The 17,901-nt window shown below is 64.4% G+C and carries 18 protein-coding genes; 14 read left to right on the forward strand and 4 right to left on the reverse strand.

Annotation, left to right across the window (positions count from 1 at the left end):
• Positions 1-2: 2 nt before the first annotated feature.
• The 8 genes from AC1DZU_RS19140 to AC1DZU_RS19175 all read left to right on the forward strand — a co-directional run bounded on the left by AC1DZU_RS19140 (position 3) and on the right by AC1DZU_RS19175 (position 8,530).
• On the forward strand, positions 3-971 hold the full coding sequence (locus AC1DZU_RS19140; RefSeq protein ID WP_477287284.1) for a small ribosomal subunit Rsm22 family protein: 969 nt from the start codon (positions 3-5) through the stop codon (positions 969-971).
• A 220-nt stretch (positions 972-1,191) separates the two neighbouring features.
• A complete protein-coding gene (locus tag AC1DZU_RS19145; protein ID WP_095086422.1) occupies positions 1,192-2,682 on the forward strand; it encodes a replicative DNA helicase in 1,491 nt (496 codons plus the stop codon).
• Positions 2,683-2,913: 231 nt separating this feature from the next.
• On the forward strand, positions 2,914-4,317 hold the full coding sequence (radA, locus tag AC1DZU_RS19150; protein ID WP_477287286.1) for a DNA repair protein RadA: 1,404 nt from the start codon (positions 2,914-2,916) through the stop codon (positions 4,315-4,317).
• 84 nt (positions 4,318-4,401) lie between these two features.
• A complete protein-coding gene (locus AC1DZU_RS19155) occupies positions 4,402-5,070 on the forward strand; it encodes a CvpA family protein (protein WP_457151113.1) in 669 nt (222 codons plus the stop codon).
• Between the two features lie 104 nt (positions 5,071-5,174).
• Complete coding sequence (gene purF, locus AC1DZU_RS19160; RefSeq protein WP_477287288.1) at positions 5,175-6,644, forward strand: amidophosphoribosyltransferase; 1,470 nt, start codon at positions 5,175-5,177, stop codon at positions 6,642-6,644.
• A gap of 48 nt (positions 6,645-6,692) precedes the next feature.
• On the forward strand, positions 6,693-7,433 hold the full coding sequence (locus tag AC1DZU_RS19165; RefSeq protein ID WP_477287290.1) for an SDR family NAD(P)-dependent oxidoreductase: 741 nt from the start codon (positions 6,693-6,695) through the stop codon (positions 7,431-7,433).
• A gap of 79 nt (positions 7,434-7,512) precedes the next feature.
• The gene (locus AC1DZU_RS19170; RefSeq protein WP_477287292.1) at positions 7,513-8,142 is read left to right on the forward strand and encodes a hypothetical protein; all 630 of its coding nucleotides are present in this window, start codon (positions 7,513-7,515) and stop codon (positions 8,140-8,142) included.
• A 169-nt stretch (positions 8,143-8,311) separates the two neighbouring features.
• Complete coding sequence (locus AC1DZU_RS19175) at positions 8,312-8,530, forward strand: hypothetical protein (RefSeq protein WP_027045347.1); 219 nt, start codon at positions 8,312-8,314, stop codon at positions 8,528-8,530.
• A 19-nt stretch (positions 8,531-8,549) separates the two neighbouring features.
• Here AC1DZU_RS19175 and AC1DZU_RS19180 read toward each other — a convergent pair whose 3' ends face one another.
• On the reverse strand, positions 8,550-9,056 hold the full coding sequence (locus AC1DZU_RS19180; protein WP_477226274.1) for an OsmC family protein: 507 nt from the start codon (positions 9,054-9,056) through the stop codon (positions 8,550-8,552).
• Positions 9,057-9,273: 217 nt separating this feature from the next.
• Here AC1DZU_RS19180 and AC1DZU_RS19185 point away from each other — a divergent pair, with 217 nt between their 5' ends.
• On the forward strand, positions 9,274-10,161 hold the full coding sequence (locus tag AC1DZU_RS19185; protein WP_477287294.1) for a DMT family transporter: 888 nt from the start codon (positions 9,274-9,276) through the stop codon (positions 10,159-10,161).
• A gap of 60 nt (positions 10,162-10,221) precedes the next feature.
• Complete coding sequence (locus AC1DZU_RS19190) at positions 10,222-11,130, forward strand: DMT family transporter (protein ID WP_477287296.1); 909 nt, start codon at positions 10,222-10,224, stop codon at positions 11,128-11,130.
• 161 nt (positions 11,131-11,291) lie between these two features.
• Here the strand turns inward: AC1DZU_RS19190 and AC1DZU_RS19195 are convergent, their stop codons facing one another.
• A complete protein-coding gene (locus AC1DZU_RS19195; protein WP_477287298.1) occupies positions 11,292-12,155 on the reverse strand; it encodes a LysR substrate-binding domain-containing protein in 864 nt (287 codons plus the stop codon).
• A gap of 112 nt (positions 12,156-12,267) precedes the next feature.
• On the opposite strand from AC1DZU_RS19195, the gene AC1DZU_RS19200 reads away from it, so the two are divergent.
• Together AC1DZU_RS19200 and AC1DZU_RS19205 are read left to right on the forward strand one after the other, a co-directional pair.
• On the forward strand, positions 12,268-12,675 hold the full coding sequence (locus AC1DZU_RS19200; protein ID WP_477287300.1) for a tautomerase family protein: 408 nt from the start codon (positions 12,268-12,270) through the stop codon (positions 12,673-12,675).
• A 176-nt stretch (positions 12,676-12,851) separates the two neighbouring features.
• Positions 12,852-15,074, forward strand: a complete 2,223-nt coding sequence (locus AC1DZU_RS19205; protein WP_477287302.1) for an AMP-binding protein — start codon at positions 12,852-12,854, stop codon at positions 15,072-15,074.
• Between the two features lie 74 nt (positions 15,075-15,148).
• Here AC1DZU_RS19205 and AC1DZU_RS19210 read toward each other — a convergent pair whose 3' ends face one another.
• Together AC1DZU_RS19210 and AC1DZU_RS19215 are read right to left on the reverse strand one after the other, a co-directional pair.
• On the reverse strand, positions 15,149-15,967 hold the full coding sequence (locus AC1DZU_RS19210; RefSeq protein ID WP_095086458.1) for a CDP-alcohol phosphatidyltransferase family protein: 819 nt from the start codon (positions 15,965-15,967) through the stop codon (positions 15,149-15,151).
• Between the two features lie 3 nt (positions 15,968-15,970).
• Positions 15,971-16,669, reverse strand: coding sequence for a phosphatidylserine decarboxylase (locus AC1DZU_RS19215; RefSeq protein WP_477287304.1), 699 nt, complete (start codon positions 16,667-16,669; stop codon positions 15,971-15,973).
• A gap of 109 nt (positions 16,670-16,778) precedes the next feature.
• Between AC1DZU_RS19215 and AC1DZU_RS19220 the strand changes: the two genes are divergently transcribed.
• Together AC1DZU_RS19220 and AC1DZU_RS19225 are read left to right on the forward strand one after the other, a co-directional pair.
• A complete protein-coding gene (locus tag AC1DZU_RS19220) occupies positions 16,779-16,937 on the forward strand; it encodes a hypothetical protein (RefSeq protein WP_477287306.1) in 159 nt (52 codons plus the stop codon).
• 99 nt (positions 16,938-17,036) lie between these two features.
• The gene (locus AC1DZU_RS19225) at positions 17,037-17,900 is read left to right on the forward strand and encodes an SMP-30/gluconolactonase/LRE family protein (RefSeq protein WP_477287308.1); all 864 of its coding nucleotides are present in this window, start codon (positions 17,037-17,039) and stop codon (positions 17,898-17,900) included.
• The last annotated feature ends 1 nt before the right edge of the window (position 17,901 follow it).

Genomic DNA, 17,901 nt, shown 5'->3' on the forward strand with positions numbered 1-17,901 from the left:
GCATGGAGTTACCGGCCCCACTTCGCCAGGGTGTCGAGCGTCTGCTCGAGAACGTTCCGCTGGCGACACTCAAGCAGGCGGCAAAAACGCTGTCCGACCGGTACCGCGCCGAACTGCGCGACGGTCGGCTGCATATGGCTGAGAACCTGGCCGTGCAAGCCTACCTGGCGACGCGGCTGCCGGCGACCTACGCCGCCGTCCGCGCCAGCCTCGATGCGCTCGGCGACACCAGGCCCGGCCTTCAACCCAAGAGCCTGCTCGATGTCGGCGCCGGCCCTGGTACGGTGCTTTGGGCCACGAGCGACTTGTGGCCCGATCTCGAACAGGCGGTGCTGTTCGAAGCCAGCGCCGCGGCGCGCAAGGTCGGCGAAACTCTTGCCGCCGGGGCGATTGCCGCCCGAACCAGATGGCTGGCCGGCGACGCCACCATCGACCTTGCCGACCTCGAGCCGGCCGATCTGGTCACTTGCGCCTATGTGCTCGACGAAATTGTCCCCGCGTCTCTGCCAAAGCTCATCGGTCGGCTGTGGCAACTCACCAGCGATACGCTGCTGGTCGTCGAGCCGGGCACGCCGGCCGGATGGCAGCGCATCCTTGCTGTGCGCCGGCAACTGATCGAGGCGGGCGCACATGTGCTAGCGCCCTGCCCGCATCAGGCGCCCTGCCCGGTCGCCCCACCCGACTGGTGTCATTTTTCCCGCCGCGTCGCCCGCTCGCGCCTGCACCGGCTGGCCAAGGATGGCGACGTGCCGTGGGAGGACGAGAAGTTCATCTATGTCGCCGCTTCGCGACAGCCTGCTCCTTCCCCTCAGGCACGGGTCATCGCGCCACCAAAATCAGGATCCGGCAAGGTGTTGCTGAAACTTTGCGAGAGCAACGGCAGTGCCGGCGAAAGGCTGTTCACCAAGCGCGACGGCGAGCCGTTCAAGGTTGCGCGGCGGTCGGACTGGGGCGACGTTCTGGAGATTTGACCGGCACAATTGTTCTTGCTTCGTTCTTGTTTTTCTTGTAGATTGTTCCTCTGCCGAGTCAACTGAAATCGGGGGACGGGAATTCTGTCCTGTGGACGATTTGTTGTTCCTGTGAACAAGCGAACATTGATGTTGGTTGGCATCGGCACTGTTGCAGATAAGTCAGCACTGACTTTTGTCATTCTGGTATCGAAGAGCCGGGATCGAAATCGGGGATATCATGGCAGAGGCAGCGCGAAAATTCGGCGTCGCGGAAACACCGCTTTATCGTGAAGCGCCAAACAACATCGAGGCCGAGCAGGCGCTGCTCGGCGCCATCCTGGTCAACAACGACGCCTTCTACCGCGTCTCGGACTTCCTGAAGGCTGGCCATTTCTACGAGCCGCTCCACCGCAAGATCTATGAGGTGGCGTCAGAGTTCATCCGCATGGGCAAGGTGGCGACGCCGATCACGCTGAAAACTTTCCTGCCGGCCGACGAGAAGGTCGGCGACATGACGATGGCGCAATATGTCGTGCGGCTGGCGGTGGAAGCCGTCACAGTCGTCAACGCCACCGACTATGGCCGCGCCATCTATGACCTTGCGACGCGTCGCGCGCTGATCACCGTCGGCGAGGACATGGTCAACATCGCCTATGACGCGCCGGTCGACATGGCGCCCACCGAACAGATCGAGGATGCCGAGCGGCGGCTGTTCGAGCTGGCCGAAAACGGCCGCTACGACGGCGGCTTCGAGAGTTTTTCCGATGCGTTGAAGAACGCCGTCGACATGGCGAGTGCCGCCTATATGCGCGATGGCCACCTGTCCGGCATCGCCACCGGCCTGCGCGATCTCGACCACCGCATGGGCGGCCTGCAGCCGTCGGATTTGATCATCATCGCCGGCCGCCCGGGCATGGGCAAGACGTCGCTGGCCACCAACATCGCCTACAACATTGCAGCCGCCTATGAGCCTGCGCAGCAGGCCGACGGCTCCGTCAAGGCGGCCAATGGCGGCGTCGTCGGCTTCTTCTCGCTCGAAATGTCGTCGGAGCAATTGGCCACCCGCATCATTTCCGAGCAGACCGAGATCCCATCGTCAAAAATCAGGCGCGGCGACCTGACGGAAGCCGATTTCGGCAAGCTTGTCGCGTACACGCAGGAGAACCACAAGCGCCCGCTCTACATCGACCAGACGGGCGGTATCTCGATTGCCCAGCTTGCGGCTCGCGCCCGCCGCCTCAAGCGCCAGCGCGGGTTGGATCTGATGGTCATCGACTATATCCAGCTCATGCAGGGTTCGTCCGCCAAGGCGTCGCAGAACCGCGTCCAGGAAATCACCGAGATCACCACCGGACTGAAGGCGCTTGGCAAGGAGCTTGGCGTGCCGATCATCGCGCTCTCACAGCTCTCGCGTCAGGTCGAAAGCCGCGACGACAAGCATCCTCAGCTGTCTGACTTGCGCGAATCGGGTTCGATCGAGCAGGACGCCGACGTGGTGCTGTTTGTGTATCGCGAGGAATACTACATCAAAAACAAGGAGCCCGAGAAAGGCACGCCCGAGCATCTCGCCTGGGAAACAAAGATGGTCGAGGTCCAGGGCAAGGCCGAAGTGATCATCGCCAAGCAGCGCCATGGACCGACCGGTACTGTCAGCCTTGCCTTCCAAGGCGAATTCACCCGCTTCTCCGACCTCGCCGAAGAGCATCATTTGCCGGAAAGATTCGAGTGAGTTTTTGATCTACCCTCGCATTCCGTCACACCCCCCTCTGTCCTGCCGGACATCTCCCCCGCAAGGGGGGAGATCTGCAGTTTCATTTGCGGCCCCCTCTCTTCAACCTGGGCGATTGGCGAAGACGGTGATGACATCCAATCTCCCCCCTTGCGGGGGAGATGTCCGGCAGGACAGAGGGGGGTGGGCAGGATCGCCAACTCCCGACTACTTCCAAGCAGCATCCATCTGATGGCCAAATCGCGGGTTCAGTTCATCTGCCAGAATTGCGGATCGGTGCACCAGCGCTGGGCCGGCAAATGCGATGCCTGCGGCGAGTGGAACACGCTGGTCGAGGAAGGCACGTCCGGCGGCATCGGCTCAGGGCCGGCCAACTCGCGCAACGCCCGCAAGGGTCGCGCGGTGGTGCTGACCACGCTGTCGGGCGAGATCGAGGACGCGCCGCGAATCATCTCGGGCATCGGCGAACTCGATCGCGCCACCGGCGGCGGCTTCGTGCGCGGCTCGGCGCTGCTGGTCGGCGGCGATCCCGGCATCGGCAAGTCGACGCTGCTCACCCAGGCCGCCGCAGCACTCGCGTCCAAAGGCCACCGCATCGTCTATGTCTCGGGCGAAGAGGCCGTCGCGCAGATCAGGCTGCGGGCGCAGCGGCTCGGTGTTGCCGCAGCCCCGGTGGAGCTTGCTGCCGAGACCAATGTCGAGGACATCCTCGCCACCATCGCCGACGGCAAGCGGCCGGACCTGGTGATCCTCGATTCCATCCAAACGCTGTGGACAGACCTTGCCGATTCGGCGCCTGGCACCGTCACCCAGGTGCGCGCCGCCGCCCAGGCGATGATCCGCTATGCGAAATCCACCGGTGCGGCGATCGTCCTGGTCGGCCATGTCACCAAGGAAGGCCAGATCGCCGGGCCGCGCGTCGTCGAGCATATGGTCGATGCCGTGCTCTATTTCGAGGGCGAAGGCGGTCACCATTTCCGCATCCTGCGTACGGTGAAGAACCGGTTTGGGCCGACCGACGAAATCGGCGTCTTCGAAATGTCGGACAAGGGCCTGCGCGAGGTCGCCAATCCGTCCGAGCTTTTTCTCGGCGAGCGCCATGCGAAATCGCCGGGTGCCGCGGTTTTCGCCGGAATGGAGGGCACAAGGCCTGTGCTGGTCGAGATCCAGGCGCTGGTCGCCCCCTCCTCGCTCGGCACGCCGCGCCGCGCGGTCGTCGGCTGGGACGGCGCCCGGCTGTCGATGATCCTTGCGGTTCTGGAGGCCCATTGCGGTGTGCGCTTCGGCAGCCATGATGTCTATCTCAACGTCGCCGGCGGCTATCGCATTTCGGAGCCCGCGGCCGACCTGGCGGTGGCGGCGGCCCTGGTTTCCTCGCTCACCGGTCTTGCCCTTCCCGCCGATTGCGTCTATTTCGGCGAAATCAGCCTTTCGGGCGCCGTGAGGCCGGTTGCGCATGCGCAACAGCGCCTCAAGGAAGCCGAAAAGCTGGGTTTTGGAAGCGCGGTTCTGCCCTTGGGCAGCGAGGAACTTGCCGGGGGGATCGGGGCCGGCGCTTTCCAGCCGACCGAGCTTGCCGACCTCGTGGCACGCATAGCCGGCTCACGCCGAAGCCGCGTGGACGAGCAGGACTAGAGCATCGGACCCAAAACTGGGAACCGGTTGGGAAAACCCGATGCTCCGCGCTATAATGCGGCTCATGGAGTGGGGCGAAAGAACATGCCGATTACGCTGCTTGACGGAATTCTCGTCGGCTTCACCCTGGTCTCGGCGATGCTCGCCATGGTTCGCGGCTTCTCACGCGAAATCCTGTCCGTCGTCTCCTGGGCAGCGGCGGCAGCGGCGGCGTTCTTCTTCTACAAGCCGGTGCTGCCTTACCTCAAGCCTTACATCGACAACGAAAAGATCGCCATGGCGGCCGCCGCCGGCATCGTCTTCGTCATCGCGCTGATCGTCGTCTCGGTCATCACAATGAAGCTCGCCGACTGGATCATCGACTCGAGGATCGGCGCTCTCGACCGCACGCTCGGCTTTCTCTACGGCGCGGCGCGCGGCATTCTGGTCGTTGCCGTCGCGCTCCTGTTCTTCAACTGGCTGGCTGGCGCCAAGGCACCGGCCTGGGTCACGGATGCCAAGTCGCGGCCGTTGCTGGAGCAGATCGGCGCCAAGCTCGAAAGCCTGCTGCCCGAGGATCCGGAAAACGCCATCCTCAAGAAGCTCAATCCGAATCAGCCGGCTGCTGAGACGCCTGCTGCTCCGGACGCACCGGCGGCGGATGCCCCGGCAGGTGGCGAGGATGCCAACACGCCCGCTCCCGACGATGACGCCGCAGCACCGCCCGCGGAGAACGCTCCGGCCAATCCAGCGCCGGCTGCACCGGCAAACTGACGCCCGGAACGGCGCCGGAAACTGACGATGGTGTGAACGGCTGCACGGTGCGCGTTGCTTTCGACGCGAACCCGCACTATATGGCGATTTTAGCGGAGCTTAAGATGGCAGACGCAGACGACGTGCTTTCCGCCGAGGCCGACGACCATTTCCACGACGAATGCGGCGTGTTCGGCATTTTCGGCCGGCAGGATGCGGCAGCCATCGTCACACTTGGCCTGCATGCGCTGCAGCATCGCGGCCAGGAAGCGGCCGGGATCGTTTCCTATGACGGCACCCAGTTCCATGTCGAACGCCATGTCGGCCTGATCGGCGATACCTTCACCAAGCAGCGCGTCATCGACAGCCTGCAAGGCAACCGCGCCATTGGCCATACGCGCTACGCCACGACAGGCGGCGCCGGCATGCGCAACATCCAGCCGTTCTTTGCCGAGCTGGCCGATGGTGGCTTTGCCGTCGCTCACAACGGCAATTTGACCAACGCCATGACCGTGCAGCGGGCGCTGCAGAAGCAGGGCGCGATCTTCTCCTCCACCTCCGATACCGAGACGCTGTTGCACCTCGTCGCCACCAGCAAGGAGCGCGATTTGAACTCGCGTTTCATCGACGCGGTGCGCCAGGTCGAGGGCGCCTTCTCGCTTGTGGCGATGACATCCAAGAAGATGATCGGCTGCCGCGATCCGCTCGGCATTCGGCCGCTGGTGCTCGGCGATCTCGACGGCGCCTGGATCCTGGCGTCGGAAACCTGCGCGCTCGACATCATCGGCGCGCGTTTCGTGCGCGATCTCAAGCCCGGCGAGATGGTTGTCGTCACGTCCAAGGGCATTGAAAGCCTGTTCCCGTTCGAGCCACACAAGACCCGCTTCTGCATCTTCGAATATGTCTACTTCGCCCGGCCGGATTCCTCGGTCGAGGGCCGCAACGTCTATGAGGTGCGCAAGCGCATCGGCGCCGAACTGGCGCAGGAAAGCCCGGTCGAGGCCGACATCGTCGTGCCGGTGCCGGATTCGGGCACGCCGGCGGCGATCGGCTTTTCGCAAGCCGCCGGTATTCCCTTCGAACTCGGCATCATCCGCAACCACTATGTCGGCCGGACCTTCATCCAGCCGGGCGATTCGATCCGCCACATGGGCGTCAAGCTGAAGCATAACGCCAACCGCCGCATGATCGAGGGCAAGCGCGTGGTGCTGGTCGACGACAGCATCGTGCGCGGCACCACGAGCCAGAAGATCGTGCAGATGGTGCGCGATGCCGGCGCCAGGGAAGTGCATATGCGCATCGCCTCGCCGCCGACGCGCGCTTCCTGCTTCTACGGTGTCGACACGCCGGAAAAATCGAAGCTTCTGGCATCACGCATGTCGGTGGAAGAAATGGCCGAGTTCATCCGGGTCGATTCGCTCGGCTTCCTCACCATCGATGGCCTCTATCGCGCCGTCGGCGAGGCCAGCCGCGACAACGACCAGCCGCAGTTCTGCGATGCCTGTTTCACCGGCCAGTATCCGACCCGCCTGCTCGACTTCGAAGGCCACGACAATGTGCGCACGCTGTCGCTGCTGGCGACGAGCGGGTCGTAGGATTGCCGCACCCGTCATCCGCGTTAGTCAATTCCCGGAATCCATAGCATGACCCTCGACCTTACCGGCCGCGTTGCGGTCGTCACCGGCGCCTCGCGCGGCATCGGTTATTTCATCGCCAAGGAGTTGGCTGCAGCCGGCGCGCATGTCATCGCGGTAGCGCGTACCGTCGGCGGGCTGGAAGAGCTCGACGACCAGATCAAGGCGGCCGGCGGCCAGGCGACGCTGGTGCCGCTCGACCTCGCCGACATGGCCGGCATCGACCGGCTGGGCGGCGCCATCCACGAACGCTGGGGCAAGCTCGACATTCTCGTCGCCAATGCCGGCGTGCTCGGCGTCATCTCGCCGATCGGCCATGTCGAGGCGAAAACGTTCGAGAGGGTGATGACCATCAACGTCACCTCGACATGGCGGCTGATCCGCTCGGTCGATCCGCTGCTGCGACTCTCCGACGCCGGCCGCGCCATTTTGCTGTCCGCGAATTCGGCCCACTCGGCGCGCGCCTTCTGGGCGCCCTACGCGGCGTCCAAAGCGGCAGTCGAGACGATGATGCGCTCCTGGGCGCACGAGACGCAAAGCCTGCCGCTCAGGGTCAACGCGGCCGACCCAGGCCCTACCCGCACTGCGATGCGCGCCCAGGCTGTGCCCGGCGAGGATCCGGCAACACTGCCTCACCCTTCGGAGGTCGCCAAACTTATCGTGCCGCTGGCGAGCCCGGACCTGAAGGAGACCGGACTGATCTTCCAGGCCAAGCACAACCGCTTTGTCGCCTATCGCCAGCCGGAATAGCTGCTTTTTGCCGGAAGATTCTCGGCACCGCCGACGTTCTTCGAATGTCAGACATTCGAAACCTGAACGGAGGACCACCATGCGCAGACTGCTTCTCGCCACCGCCGCCGCCCTGATCGCGGCCGCGGGCGCCGCCTATTCGCAAGACGCAAAGATGAGCTTCTTCGTCACCAACGTTGGCTCCGGCAAGGGTGCCGACCTCGGCGGCCTCAAGGGTGCGGACGCGCATTGCGCCTCGCTGGCGGAAGCCGCCGGCGTCACCGGCAAGAGCTGGGCCGCCTATCTGTCGACCAGCGATACCGACGCGCGCGACCGCATCGGCAAGGGGCCGTGGGTGAACGCCAAGGGTGTGAAGATCGCCGACGATGTCGCCTCATTGCACGGCGACGCTAATGGCATCACCAAGCAGACGGCGCTGAACGAGAAGGGCGAAGTGGTCAACGGCCGTGGCGACAAGCCAAACCGCCACGACATGCTGACCGGCTCCAAACCCGATGGCACGAAGATCGCCGACCAGACCTGCGGCGACTGGACGATGAGCGGAGCGGAAGGTGCCGCGATGATGGGCCATCACGACCGCACCGGCCTCGACGATTCGGCGGCCGCCAAATCCTGGAACTCCTCGCATGCCTCGCGTGGCGGCTGTAGCCAGGAGGCGCTGAAAGGCACCGGCGGTGACGGCCTGTTCTATTGTTTTGCCACCAACTAAGCCCGCTTGGGTTTAGATCTGGGCCCAGATCCGCCATCGCATCACGCGGCTGTGATTGTCATGGCGGAAGGCTGCACGGCGGTCATGCTTTCGTCATTTCGGCGGAGTTGATAGGATCGCAGCGACTCCCGCAACAAGCGCCCCAATTGGGCAGAACAAGGACATCCCCATGGCAACGACCGCAGCGTTGGTCTGGTATCTGGTAATCGCCGGCCCGCAGGGCGGCATGGTCGTGCTGCCCAGCACCTTCGACAAGCGCGAACAATGCACCGCCGCCATCACCGAATATCAGAAGCAGCCGACACCGACCGGCTGGTCGGTGCAATGCGTGCCGAGCGCCTCGCCCTTCACCGACGAGGGCGACGCCGAAGAGCCGGCAGCGCAGTAAGCATCCGGCGCACGGCGTTTCAGCGCCGTGCGCTCACCGTCAGCTGCGGCTTCTGGTTGATGGTCTGGAACACCACGCAATACCGCTCGGTCAGCTTCAGCAGGGAGTCTACCCGCTCCTGCGGCTCGTCGGTATCGAGATCGAAATTGAGCCGGATGGCGCGAAAGCCGACCGGCGCATCCTTGGCCACACCGAGCGTGCCGCGAAAATCGAGGTCGCCTTCGGCTTCCACCGTGGCAGCGCCCAGCTTGAACTCCAGCGCCGTCGCCACCGCCTTCAGCGTCACCCCGGCGCAGGCCACCAGCGCCTCCAGCAGCATGTCACCCGAGCAGAGTTCGAGCCCCGAGCCACCGGTTGCCGGATGCAATCCGGCGATCGCGATCGCCCTGCCTGTCTCCACCTTGCAGGCAACCGACTGGTCGTCGATCGACCCTTTGGCGCGAAGCGTGATCAGCGCCTGCGCAGCGTCGTCGCGATAGGCCTGCTTCAGTGGCGCCTGCTTCGCCTTCAGTTCGGTCGCATCCATTTCCGTTCCTTCGCTCTCGTTGCCGGACAGCGGCGTGCAGATATAAGTGCCGATTGCCTTCTGGAAGCAAGGTCGCCATCCCCTGCCCCAACGCAAGCTTAGGGCTGGCGTAGCGCTGTGCTGACTTTCGCCCGTATAGCTTTTGGTATGGGAGACTTCCTCTCGCGTCGCTCCACACAGCATTTTGTCGCCTCCTGCAACACTGGTCCCGCGCCTTATGGCCGATGTCGCCATTCTCGAAACACGCGAAAGGGTCCTCGCAGGAATCCTGCTGACCGGTGCGGCCTATTTCCTGTTTTCGACGCAGGATGCCTCGATCAAGCTGCTGGTCACCGGCATGACGGTCTGGCAGATCATGTTCTTCCGCAGCATCACCATTCTTGGCGCCTGCGCGGCGATCGGCGGCCAACGGCTGTTTGCCGACACGGTGCGCTCGCCAATCGTGCGGCCGATGCTGGTGCGCAGCGCCTTCACACTCGCCGCCTGGCTTTGTTACTACAATGCCGCGCGCAGCCTTCAGCTTGCAGAACTGACCACCGTCTACTACGCGGCACCGATCATCGTCACCGTGCTTTCGGTGGTGATGCTGGGCGAAAAGGTGCCGATGCTGCGCTGGTTTGCGGTGCTGATCGGCTTTGCCGGCGTCTTCGTCGCTTGCGACCCGACCCATCTCGGCCTGTCCGTGCCGGTGCTGCTGGTGCTGGCGGCGGCCTTTTTGTGGGGCATAGCCATCGTGCTCCTGCGCAAGACCGCGCTTGCCGAGCGTTCGATGATCCAGCTTCTCCTCAACAACTTCTATTTCCTGCTCTTTTCGGCGGCACCGGCGCTGCTCTGGTGGCAGACGCCGGACTGGACCCAGTTGCTGCTCCTTGCCAGCGTCGGCGCGCTTGGTGGGTTTGCGCAATATCTTCTGTTCGAAGGCATGAAGCGAACGCCGGCTTCGATCCTCGCACCCCTCGAATACAGCTCGCTGTTGTGGGCGTTCGCGCTCGGCTTTGCGATCTGGGGTGACGTGCCGCGCCGTGAAGTGTTCTTCGGCGCCGCCCTTATCATCGCCGCCGGGCTGCTGATCGTCGGCACCGAGCATTTCCGCAAGCGGCTATGATGTGGATCGCCGTCACTGCTGACGCTACGATGTCAGGACGCAACGGCGTAGGCTGGCGGCATGAGTGACATTGCAGCCCCGACGGACAGCACCACTGAGCGCACGCTGGGTATCCTGCTGGTGTCGTCATCGGCGGCGGTGTTCGGCCTGACCGGGGTGCTGACCAAGTCGATCCATGCCGATCCGCTGACCATCACCTGCTGGCGCGGCTTTGTCGGCTCGATCCTGATCAGCCTCTATGTGCTGTGGCGCCGCCATCGCTCCGGCAACCGCGAAACGTTGCGCCTCGGCTGGCGCGGCTGGCTGCTGGCGGTGGAAGGGGCGCTGGCCAGCATCGCCTTCATCTCGGCCTTCAAGTTCACCTTCGTCGCCAATGTCGCGATCATCTATGCGACCGCGCCTTTCGTCACAGCGCTGCTGGCCTGGGTTCTGACGCGCGAGCCGTTTCGCCTGCAGACGATGGTCGCCGCCGGCGTCTCGCTGTGCGGCGTGGCGATCATGGTCTGGTCCGGGTTCGGCACCGGTCATCTGTTCGGGGACGGGTTGGCGCTGCTTATGACCATCGGCAGCGCGCTCTACATGATCATGGTGCGTGCCTTCCGAGACACGCCGGTGGTGTGGGCCGGCGCGGTTTCGGCCTTCCTCTTGTTCGTGCTTGGCTGGTTCGTCACCGATCCGCTGGCGGTCACGCCACGCGACGCGGTGCTGCTTGCCACCTTCGGCTCATGTTTTGCGCTGTCCTCGATCCTGTGGACGGAAGGTGCGCGGCTCATTCCGGCGGCCGAATCCGGTCTGCTCGGCTCGGCCGAAGTGCCGTTCGCGATCCTGTTTGCGTTCCTGTTCCTGGGCGAGATCGCACCAGCCGCCAGCATGATCGGCGGCGCCATCGTGTTGTGCGCGGTGTTCGCCCATGCGGGACGGGACTGGCTGATGGCCCGCTCGCAACGCATGGCGTCAAATATTTCGTAAAAAAGTTACAAAGTCACGGAACCATCATCCGGCTCATGCATTGTTGGTGTGACGGGCCACCCCCAAGTCCCCCCAAACCCCTCGGCCCGTCCTACTCCCAAGCCGACCGTAAGGTCGGCTTTTTCTTGGGCGTTTCCGCAGCGAGATCGGATCTTATCGATTCAGCCAAGGAGCCCGGGTAGAGCCAAATTGCCACTGAACAGTGCCGCCAGATCGGCTGCCGGACCATCGGTACCGGCGCGCAGCCGTATCGCAAACTCCGCCATTGGAACCTGCGGCAGACCAAGTTCGCGCGGCGCCTCGACAATGCCGGAATGGGCAAAGCGCGCCGTGCGCAGCGTCAGCGCAACACCCGCATTCACCGCCGTGCGCAGACCGGCCAGGCTGGCGCTGCCTGCGGCGATGCGATAGCGGCGGCCGGCCGCATCGAGTGCGGCAAGTGCGGCTTCGCGAAAGTCGCAATACGGATCGAGCAATGCCAGAGGCAATTCTTCCTGGCGCGAGGCCAGTCCTTTTTGCGAACACAGCCATATCATCGGCTCGCGCAGCACGCCGACTTCGTCCGGCGTTGCCACCTGGCGCATGACGATTGCCAGATCGAGCCCGCCGGATTGCATCGCTTGCACCAGTTCGGCGGAGCGGCCGACACGCAATTCGATCCTGACGCGCGGATGGCTGACGGCGAAGGCTCGCAGCAGCTCTGGCAAACCGCTGTCGGCAAAATCCTGCGTCGTCCCGATGGCAACGCGCCCGGCAGCACGCGCGCCCTTCAAGGCCAACCATGCCTCGCGGTGAGCGGCAAGGATGCGCCTTGCATGGCCGACGAGATCCTCGCCGGCGGGCGTCAGGCCTCGGCCCCGGCCCTGCGGCGCCAGGAGCGCCTCGCCGACGATTTCCTCGAGCCGCTGCATCTGCGCTGTGACCGCCGAGGGCGAACGGCCGACGCTCGATGCCGCCTGCGCCAGCGAGCCGCTGTCGACGAAAGCGAGAAAAGTCCTGAGCAGATCGGGATCGAGCGTTTCCATACTTCGATAATATCGAACCTTCCCTTAAAAACAATTCTATTTTTTTGATTCGATGATGGTGGCATGGTCCTTCCATCGGCGATCGGACGCCGCTCAAACCAGGAGAAGAAAAATGCCCATCATCAACGTCAGCGTCACCGGCAAGCCTGATGCCGCGCTGTCCGCCAGGATCGCCGGCGAAATCACCGAGATCACCGCCACGCAGCTGCGCAAGGATCCGACGATCACCGCGGTTGCCGTTTCCTACATCGATCCGCAGCACTGGTTCGCCGGCGGCAAGTCACTGGCCGAGCATGGCACCAACACGTTCTGGCTCGATATCAAGGTGGTCGACGGCACCAACACCAAGCTCGAGCTGGAGGCCTATCTGAAGGCGATTTTCGACGCCTTCGGCCGCCTGCTGGGCGGCGTGCACGAGGAAAGCTATGCCTTCGTGCATGAAGTGCCGGCCGCCGCCTATGGCTATGGCGGCAAGACGCAGGAGTTCCGCTTCATCAGCGGGCGGTTGAAGGCGGCGTAAGGAATATCGACAGGGGGAAGGGACAGCGCCCCCTCTGCCCTGCCGGGCATCTCCCCATCTAGGGGAAGGAAGAGCGCGCCGCGCCTCGACATTGACCTTGCCCTCCATTCCGCTACGCTCTGCCCCGAAGCGGTCGCAAAGAGCCGCGATGCTAAGATCGTTGGGAGAGACGCGGCATGATCCTGACACTGGCGTTGGTTGCGGGTTTTGTTCTTGCCTGGCTGCTGATCGGCGTGGTGGAGAAATTCCGCCTCGGCCTGCGTTTCACCCAGGCACTGCTCTATGTGCCGTTCAAGCTCGCCTACCGTGTCAGCGACGATCGCATCAGGATCGCCCGCAAGGCGCAGGCCCCCGTCATCTACGTCATCTCGCATCAATCGCGTTTCGAACCGGCGCTGATGCTGTCGCTGCTGCCGGACGACACGCTGCACATACTCGACGAGGTCTCGGCGCGGTCGCCATGGCTCGAACCATGGCGCGAGCTTGGCCGCACCATCGCCTTCAACGCCGAACACCTCTTCGTCAGCCGCCGGCTGGTGCGCGTTCTGAAAGGCAAGGGACGGCTTGCCGTCTATCTGCCGGACGCTGTCGAGCCCGACATCAAGACGTTTCGGCTGTTTCGCGCCGTCACCCGCATCGCCATGCAGGCCGACGCCAAGATCGTGCCGATCTTCGTCGGCGGGGCGCGCAGCCTGCCGGTGTCGCTGACGCCGGCGGACAAGGCGCCGCGGCACTGGTTCCCGCAACTGTCGATCAGCGTGCTGGAACCGATGACCATCGCCGAACTGGCAGCGCGCAACCCGGACCAGGCCTCGAACACCAACGCGCTGTTCGACCGTGTCGCCGAGGCCCGGTTTTTCGGCGCCGACCTCGATCGTGGCCTGTTCCTGGCGATGCGCGACGCCGCTGCCCGTGTCGGCGCCTCGCACCCGATCATCGAGGACGTCATCTCCGGCACGCTGAGCTACCGCAAGATGTTCATCGGCGCTCGCGTCCTTGGCCGCCGGTTCGAGGCGGTGACGGCACCGGGCGAAGCGGTCGGCCTGCTGCTGCCCAACGCCAATGGCGTGGTGCTGTCGTTTGTCGGCCTGCTGTCTGGCGGCCGGGTGGCGGCAATGATCAACTACACCGCCGGCCCGGCCAGCGTGACCGCGGCGGTGCGCACGGCGGTGATCCGCACGGTTGTCTCCTCCCGTGCCTTCGTCGAGAAGGCCGACCTCGCCGATATCGTCGCGGCGGTCGAGAACGGCGGCGCCAAGCTGCTTTGGCTGGAGGATGTGCGGGAAGACGTCACCGCGCTCGACAAGCTTGCCGCGGCCTTGCTGTGGCGCTGTCCGCTGCAGCGGCAGGATGCAGCCAAGCCTGCGGTGATCCTGTTCACCTCGGGTTCGGAAGGCACACCCAAGGCAGTGGTGCTGTCGCACAAGAACCTGCTTGCCAACGCCATGCAGGCCGAGGCGCGCATCACCATCTCGCCCGCCGACATCCTGCTCAACGTGCTGCCGGTGTTCCATTCCTTCGGCCTGACGGGCGGCACCATCCTGCCGCTGGTCACCGGGGTAAAGCTGTTCCTCTACCCCTCGCCGCTGCACTACAAGATCATCCCCGAGATCGCGCGCAAGGTGAAACCGACAATCATGTTCGGCACCGACACGTTCCTCGCCAACTATGCGCGCACCGCCAAGGACGGCGATTTTTCCAGCCTGCGCTTCGTCGTCGCCGGCGCCGAGGCTGTGAAGCCGGAAACCCGCCGCGTCTATCGCGAACGCTTCCAAGCCGAGATCATCGAAGGTTTTGGGCTGACGGAAGCCGCACCCGTGGTTGCCGTTAACACCGCGATCCATGGCCGCGACGGCACGGTCGGCCGGCTGCTGCCGGCGATGCGCATGAAGCTGGAGCCGGTCGAAGGCATATCCGACGCCGGCCAGTTGTGGCTCGACGGACCGAACCTGATGATGGGCTACATGACTGCCGATCGCCCCGGTGAGCTGCAGCCGCTGACCGGCTGGCACGACACCGGCGACATCGTCGCCGTCGACCGCGAAGGCTTCATCACCATTCGCGGCCGCGCCAAGCGCTTCGCCAAGATCGCCGGCGAGATGGTGTCGCTGGGTGCTGTCGAGATGCTGGTGCAGTCGCTGTGGCCGGAAGAACGCCATGCGGCGGTGGCGGTGCCGGACAAGAGGCGCGGCGAGCGCATCGTGCTGGTCACCACCGCCGACGATGCCAATCCCGACGAGTTGCGCAAATTCGGCAAGCAGGCAGGCGCCGCCGAATTGATGGTGCCGAACGACATCATCAAGGTCGAGGAAATCCCGGTGCTGGGTTCCGGCAAGACCGACTATGTGTCGACCAGAAAGCTGGCGATCGACAGGCTGGGGCTGGGTGTGGCGGCATAGAGGCCAATCTTCGTCATCCTGGCGCGGAGCGCAGACCCCAGGATGACGAAGGCGGAGCGGGCTTCGAGAAAAACCTACCCGATGTCCGAAGGCGGCACTTTCTCGCCTTCCTGCTTGGCGCGCTTTGAATAGGCGCGCACGCTGAACGGCAGGAAGAGCAGATAACCGGCGACCGAGGCGGTCAGCGTGTACCAGGGATAGGTCATCAGCAGCAGCACGTAGAGCACGACACCAAGGATGATCGGCAGCACCTTGTCGCCTGGCACTCTCAAGCTCTTGCCGGAATAGACCGGCAGCCGGCTGACCAGCAGGAAGGCAACCAAGATGGTGAAACCGGTGGCGACGAAGGCAGCCGGGCGACTGGGCTCCAGCCCTGTGCGCAGGAAATAGAGATAGAGCGGCAGCATCACCAGCACGGCGCCCGCCGGCGCCGGCACGCCGACGAAATATTCGGACTGCCAAACGGGGCGCTCGGCCTTCTCGTCATCGAGCACGTTGAAGCGGGCAAGCCTGAGCCCGCAGGCGATGGCGAACAGAAGTGCGGCGATCCAGCCCGGCGATCCGGCGCGGTCGAGCAGGAAGGCATAGAGCACGAGAGCGGGCGCAACACCGAAGTTGACGATGTCGGCCAGCGAATCCATCTGCGCGCCGAATTTGGAGGTCGCCTTCAGCATCCGCGCCAGCCGCCCGTCAATGCCGTCGAGGAAGGCCGCGAGCAGCACCATCACCACTGCCGGCTCAAAACGGCCCTCAAAACCGAAACGGATGCCGGACAGGCCGGCACAGATGGCCAGCACGGTGACGAGGTTGGGCAGCACCATGCGCATCGGGATTTCGCGGATGCGCGGGCCGCCGCTGGCATGGGCTTCGAACTTTTTGTATTGCGTGCCCACCGGTCAGGAAATCCGCACGAGGGGAGTGCCGGCGACACCGCCGAATTCGGCCAGCACGGTTTCGCCGCCGACGGCCGTCTGGCCGACGGCAACGCGCGGCGTGGCGGTGAGCGGCAGGAACACGTCGACGCGGGAGCCGAAGCGGATCAGGCCGAAACGCTCGCCGATGGCGATCGAGCCGCCGGCCTCGGCCCAGCAGACGATACGGCGCGCCACCAGGCCGGCGATCTGGACAGCCGCGACCGTGCCGTTGGGGCTGTCGATGACCAGGCCGTTGCGCTCATTCTCGGTGCTCGCCTTGTCGAGTTCGGCATTGAGGAATTTGCCCGGCCGGTGCTCGATCTTGGCAATACGGCCACGCACCGGGGCGCGGTTCACATGGCAGGAAAACACGTTCATGAATACTGAGATGCGGGTCATCTCGACATTGCCGAGGCCAAGTTCGCGCGGCGGCACGGCCGGTCCAACCGCCGAGATGATGCCGTCGGCGGGGCTCACCACAAGGCGATCGTCAACCGGCGTGACGCGCTCTGGATCACGGAAGAAATAAACGCACCAGGCGGTCAGGATAAGGCCGATCCAGAACAGGATCGACGAGAAGTAGCCGAGGAAAAGCGTCGCCGCACCGAAGGCCGCGATAAAGGGATAGCCTTCGCGATGGATCGGTACGAATGCGTTCTTGACCGTATCGACAAGGCTCATCGGGCTGGGGCAGGCTCCGTTTCAAGTCCGGCCTCAATAGCCGAAAGCCCAATTCACCGCAACGCAACAATCGGCAAGGCCGCATTGGCCGCAACTGGCAGGAGCCATGATGCACAAGCCGACCGGTTTCGTTTTCACCTTCCGCCGCGACGACGACGCACTCGCCGTCGAGGAGAGCGGCACTGGCAAGGACGGCATTTCGGAACCGCCAACATGCGGCGCCAACGGCCATGCCGATGGGACGTTCTTCCTGAGCGAAAAACAGTAGGGCTGCTGTCGGGGATCCGTCCGCTCGCCCGTCCTTGGTGAGACAGCGCTTCATTCCGCCCGCAAGGGCCGATGACGCGTGCAACGGAGGCTCCCGATCATGCAGGCATCATCTGGCAACAAAGCTCGTGTCGTGACGGAAGGCCTCGCCTTCGGGGAATCGCCGCGATGGCATGACGGACGCCTGTGGCTCTGCAACTGGGGGACCGGCGAGATCATCGCCGTCGATGCCGACGGCAGCCGCGAGATCGTGCTCACCGTGCCGGCTGTGTTGCCCTACTCCATAGACTGGCTGCCGGACGGTCGCCTGCTCGTCGTCTCAGGTCGCGAGGGGTTGCTCTTGCGCAGGGAATCGGACGGTTCACTGGTTACCCACGCGGATTTGCGAGGCCTGTCGAAAAGCCCGTGGAACGAGATCGTCGTCGACGGGCGCGGCAACATCTATGTCAATGGCGGCGGCCCGGCGCCGGCTCCCGGCCAGCATTTCGGCCCAGGTACCGTCGTGCTGGTCACGCCGGACGGCGCGGTCCGGCAAGTGGCGGAAAATATTGCTTTCGCCAACGGCATGGCGGTGACGCCGGACAACAAGACGCTGATCGTCGCCGAATCGCACGCCAACCGGCTGACCGCCTTCGACATCGCCGCGGACGGCAGCCTCGCCAACCGCCGCGTCTGGGCCGACCTCGATGGTTTTCCCGACGGCATCTGCCTCGATGCCGAAGGGGCGGCCTGGTACGCGGACGTTCCCAACAGGCACTGCGTCCGGGTGCTCGAAGGCGGTGAGGTGCTGCAGACCGTCAATGTCGATCGCGGCTGCTTTGCCTGCATGCTGGGCGGTCCGGACCTGAAAACGCTGTTCATCGCCGCCGCCGAATGGCGCGGCTTCGAGCACATGATCAGCGATGCCCGCACCGGCCAGGTGCTCAGCGTTGAAGCGCCGGCACCTGGTGTCGGCTGGCCGTAGA

It is taken from the genome of Mesorhizobium sp. P2_A12 (assembly GCF_056405075.1).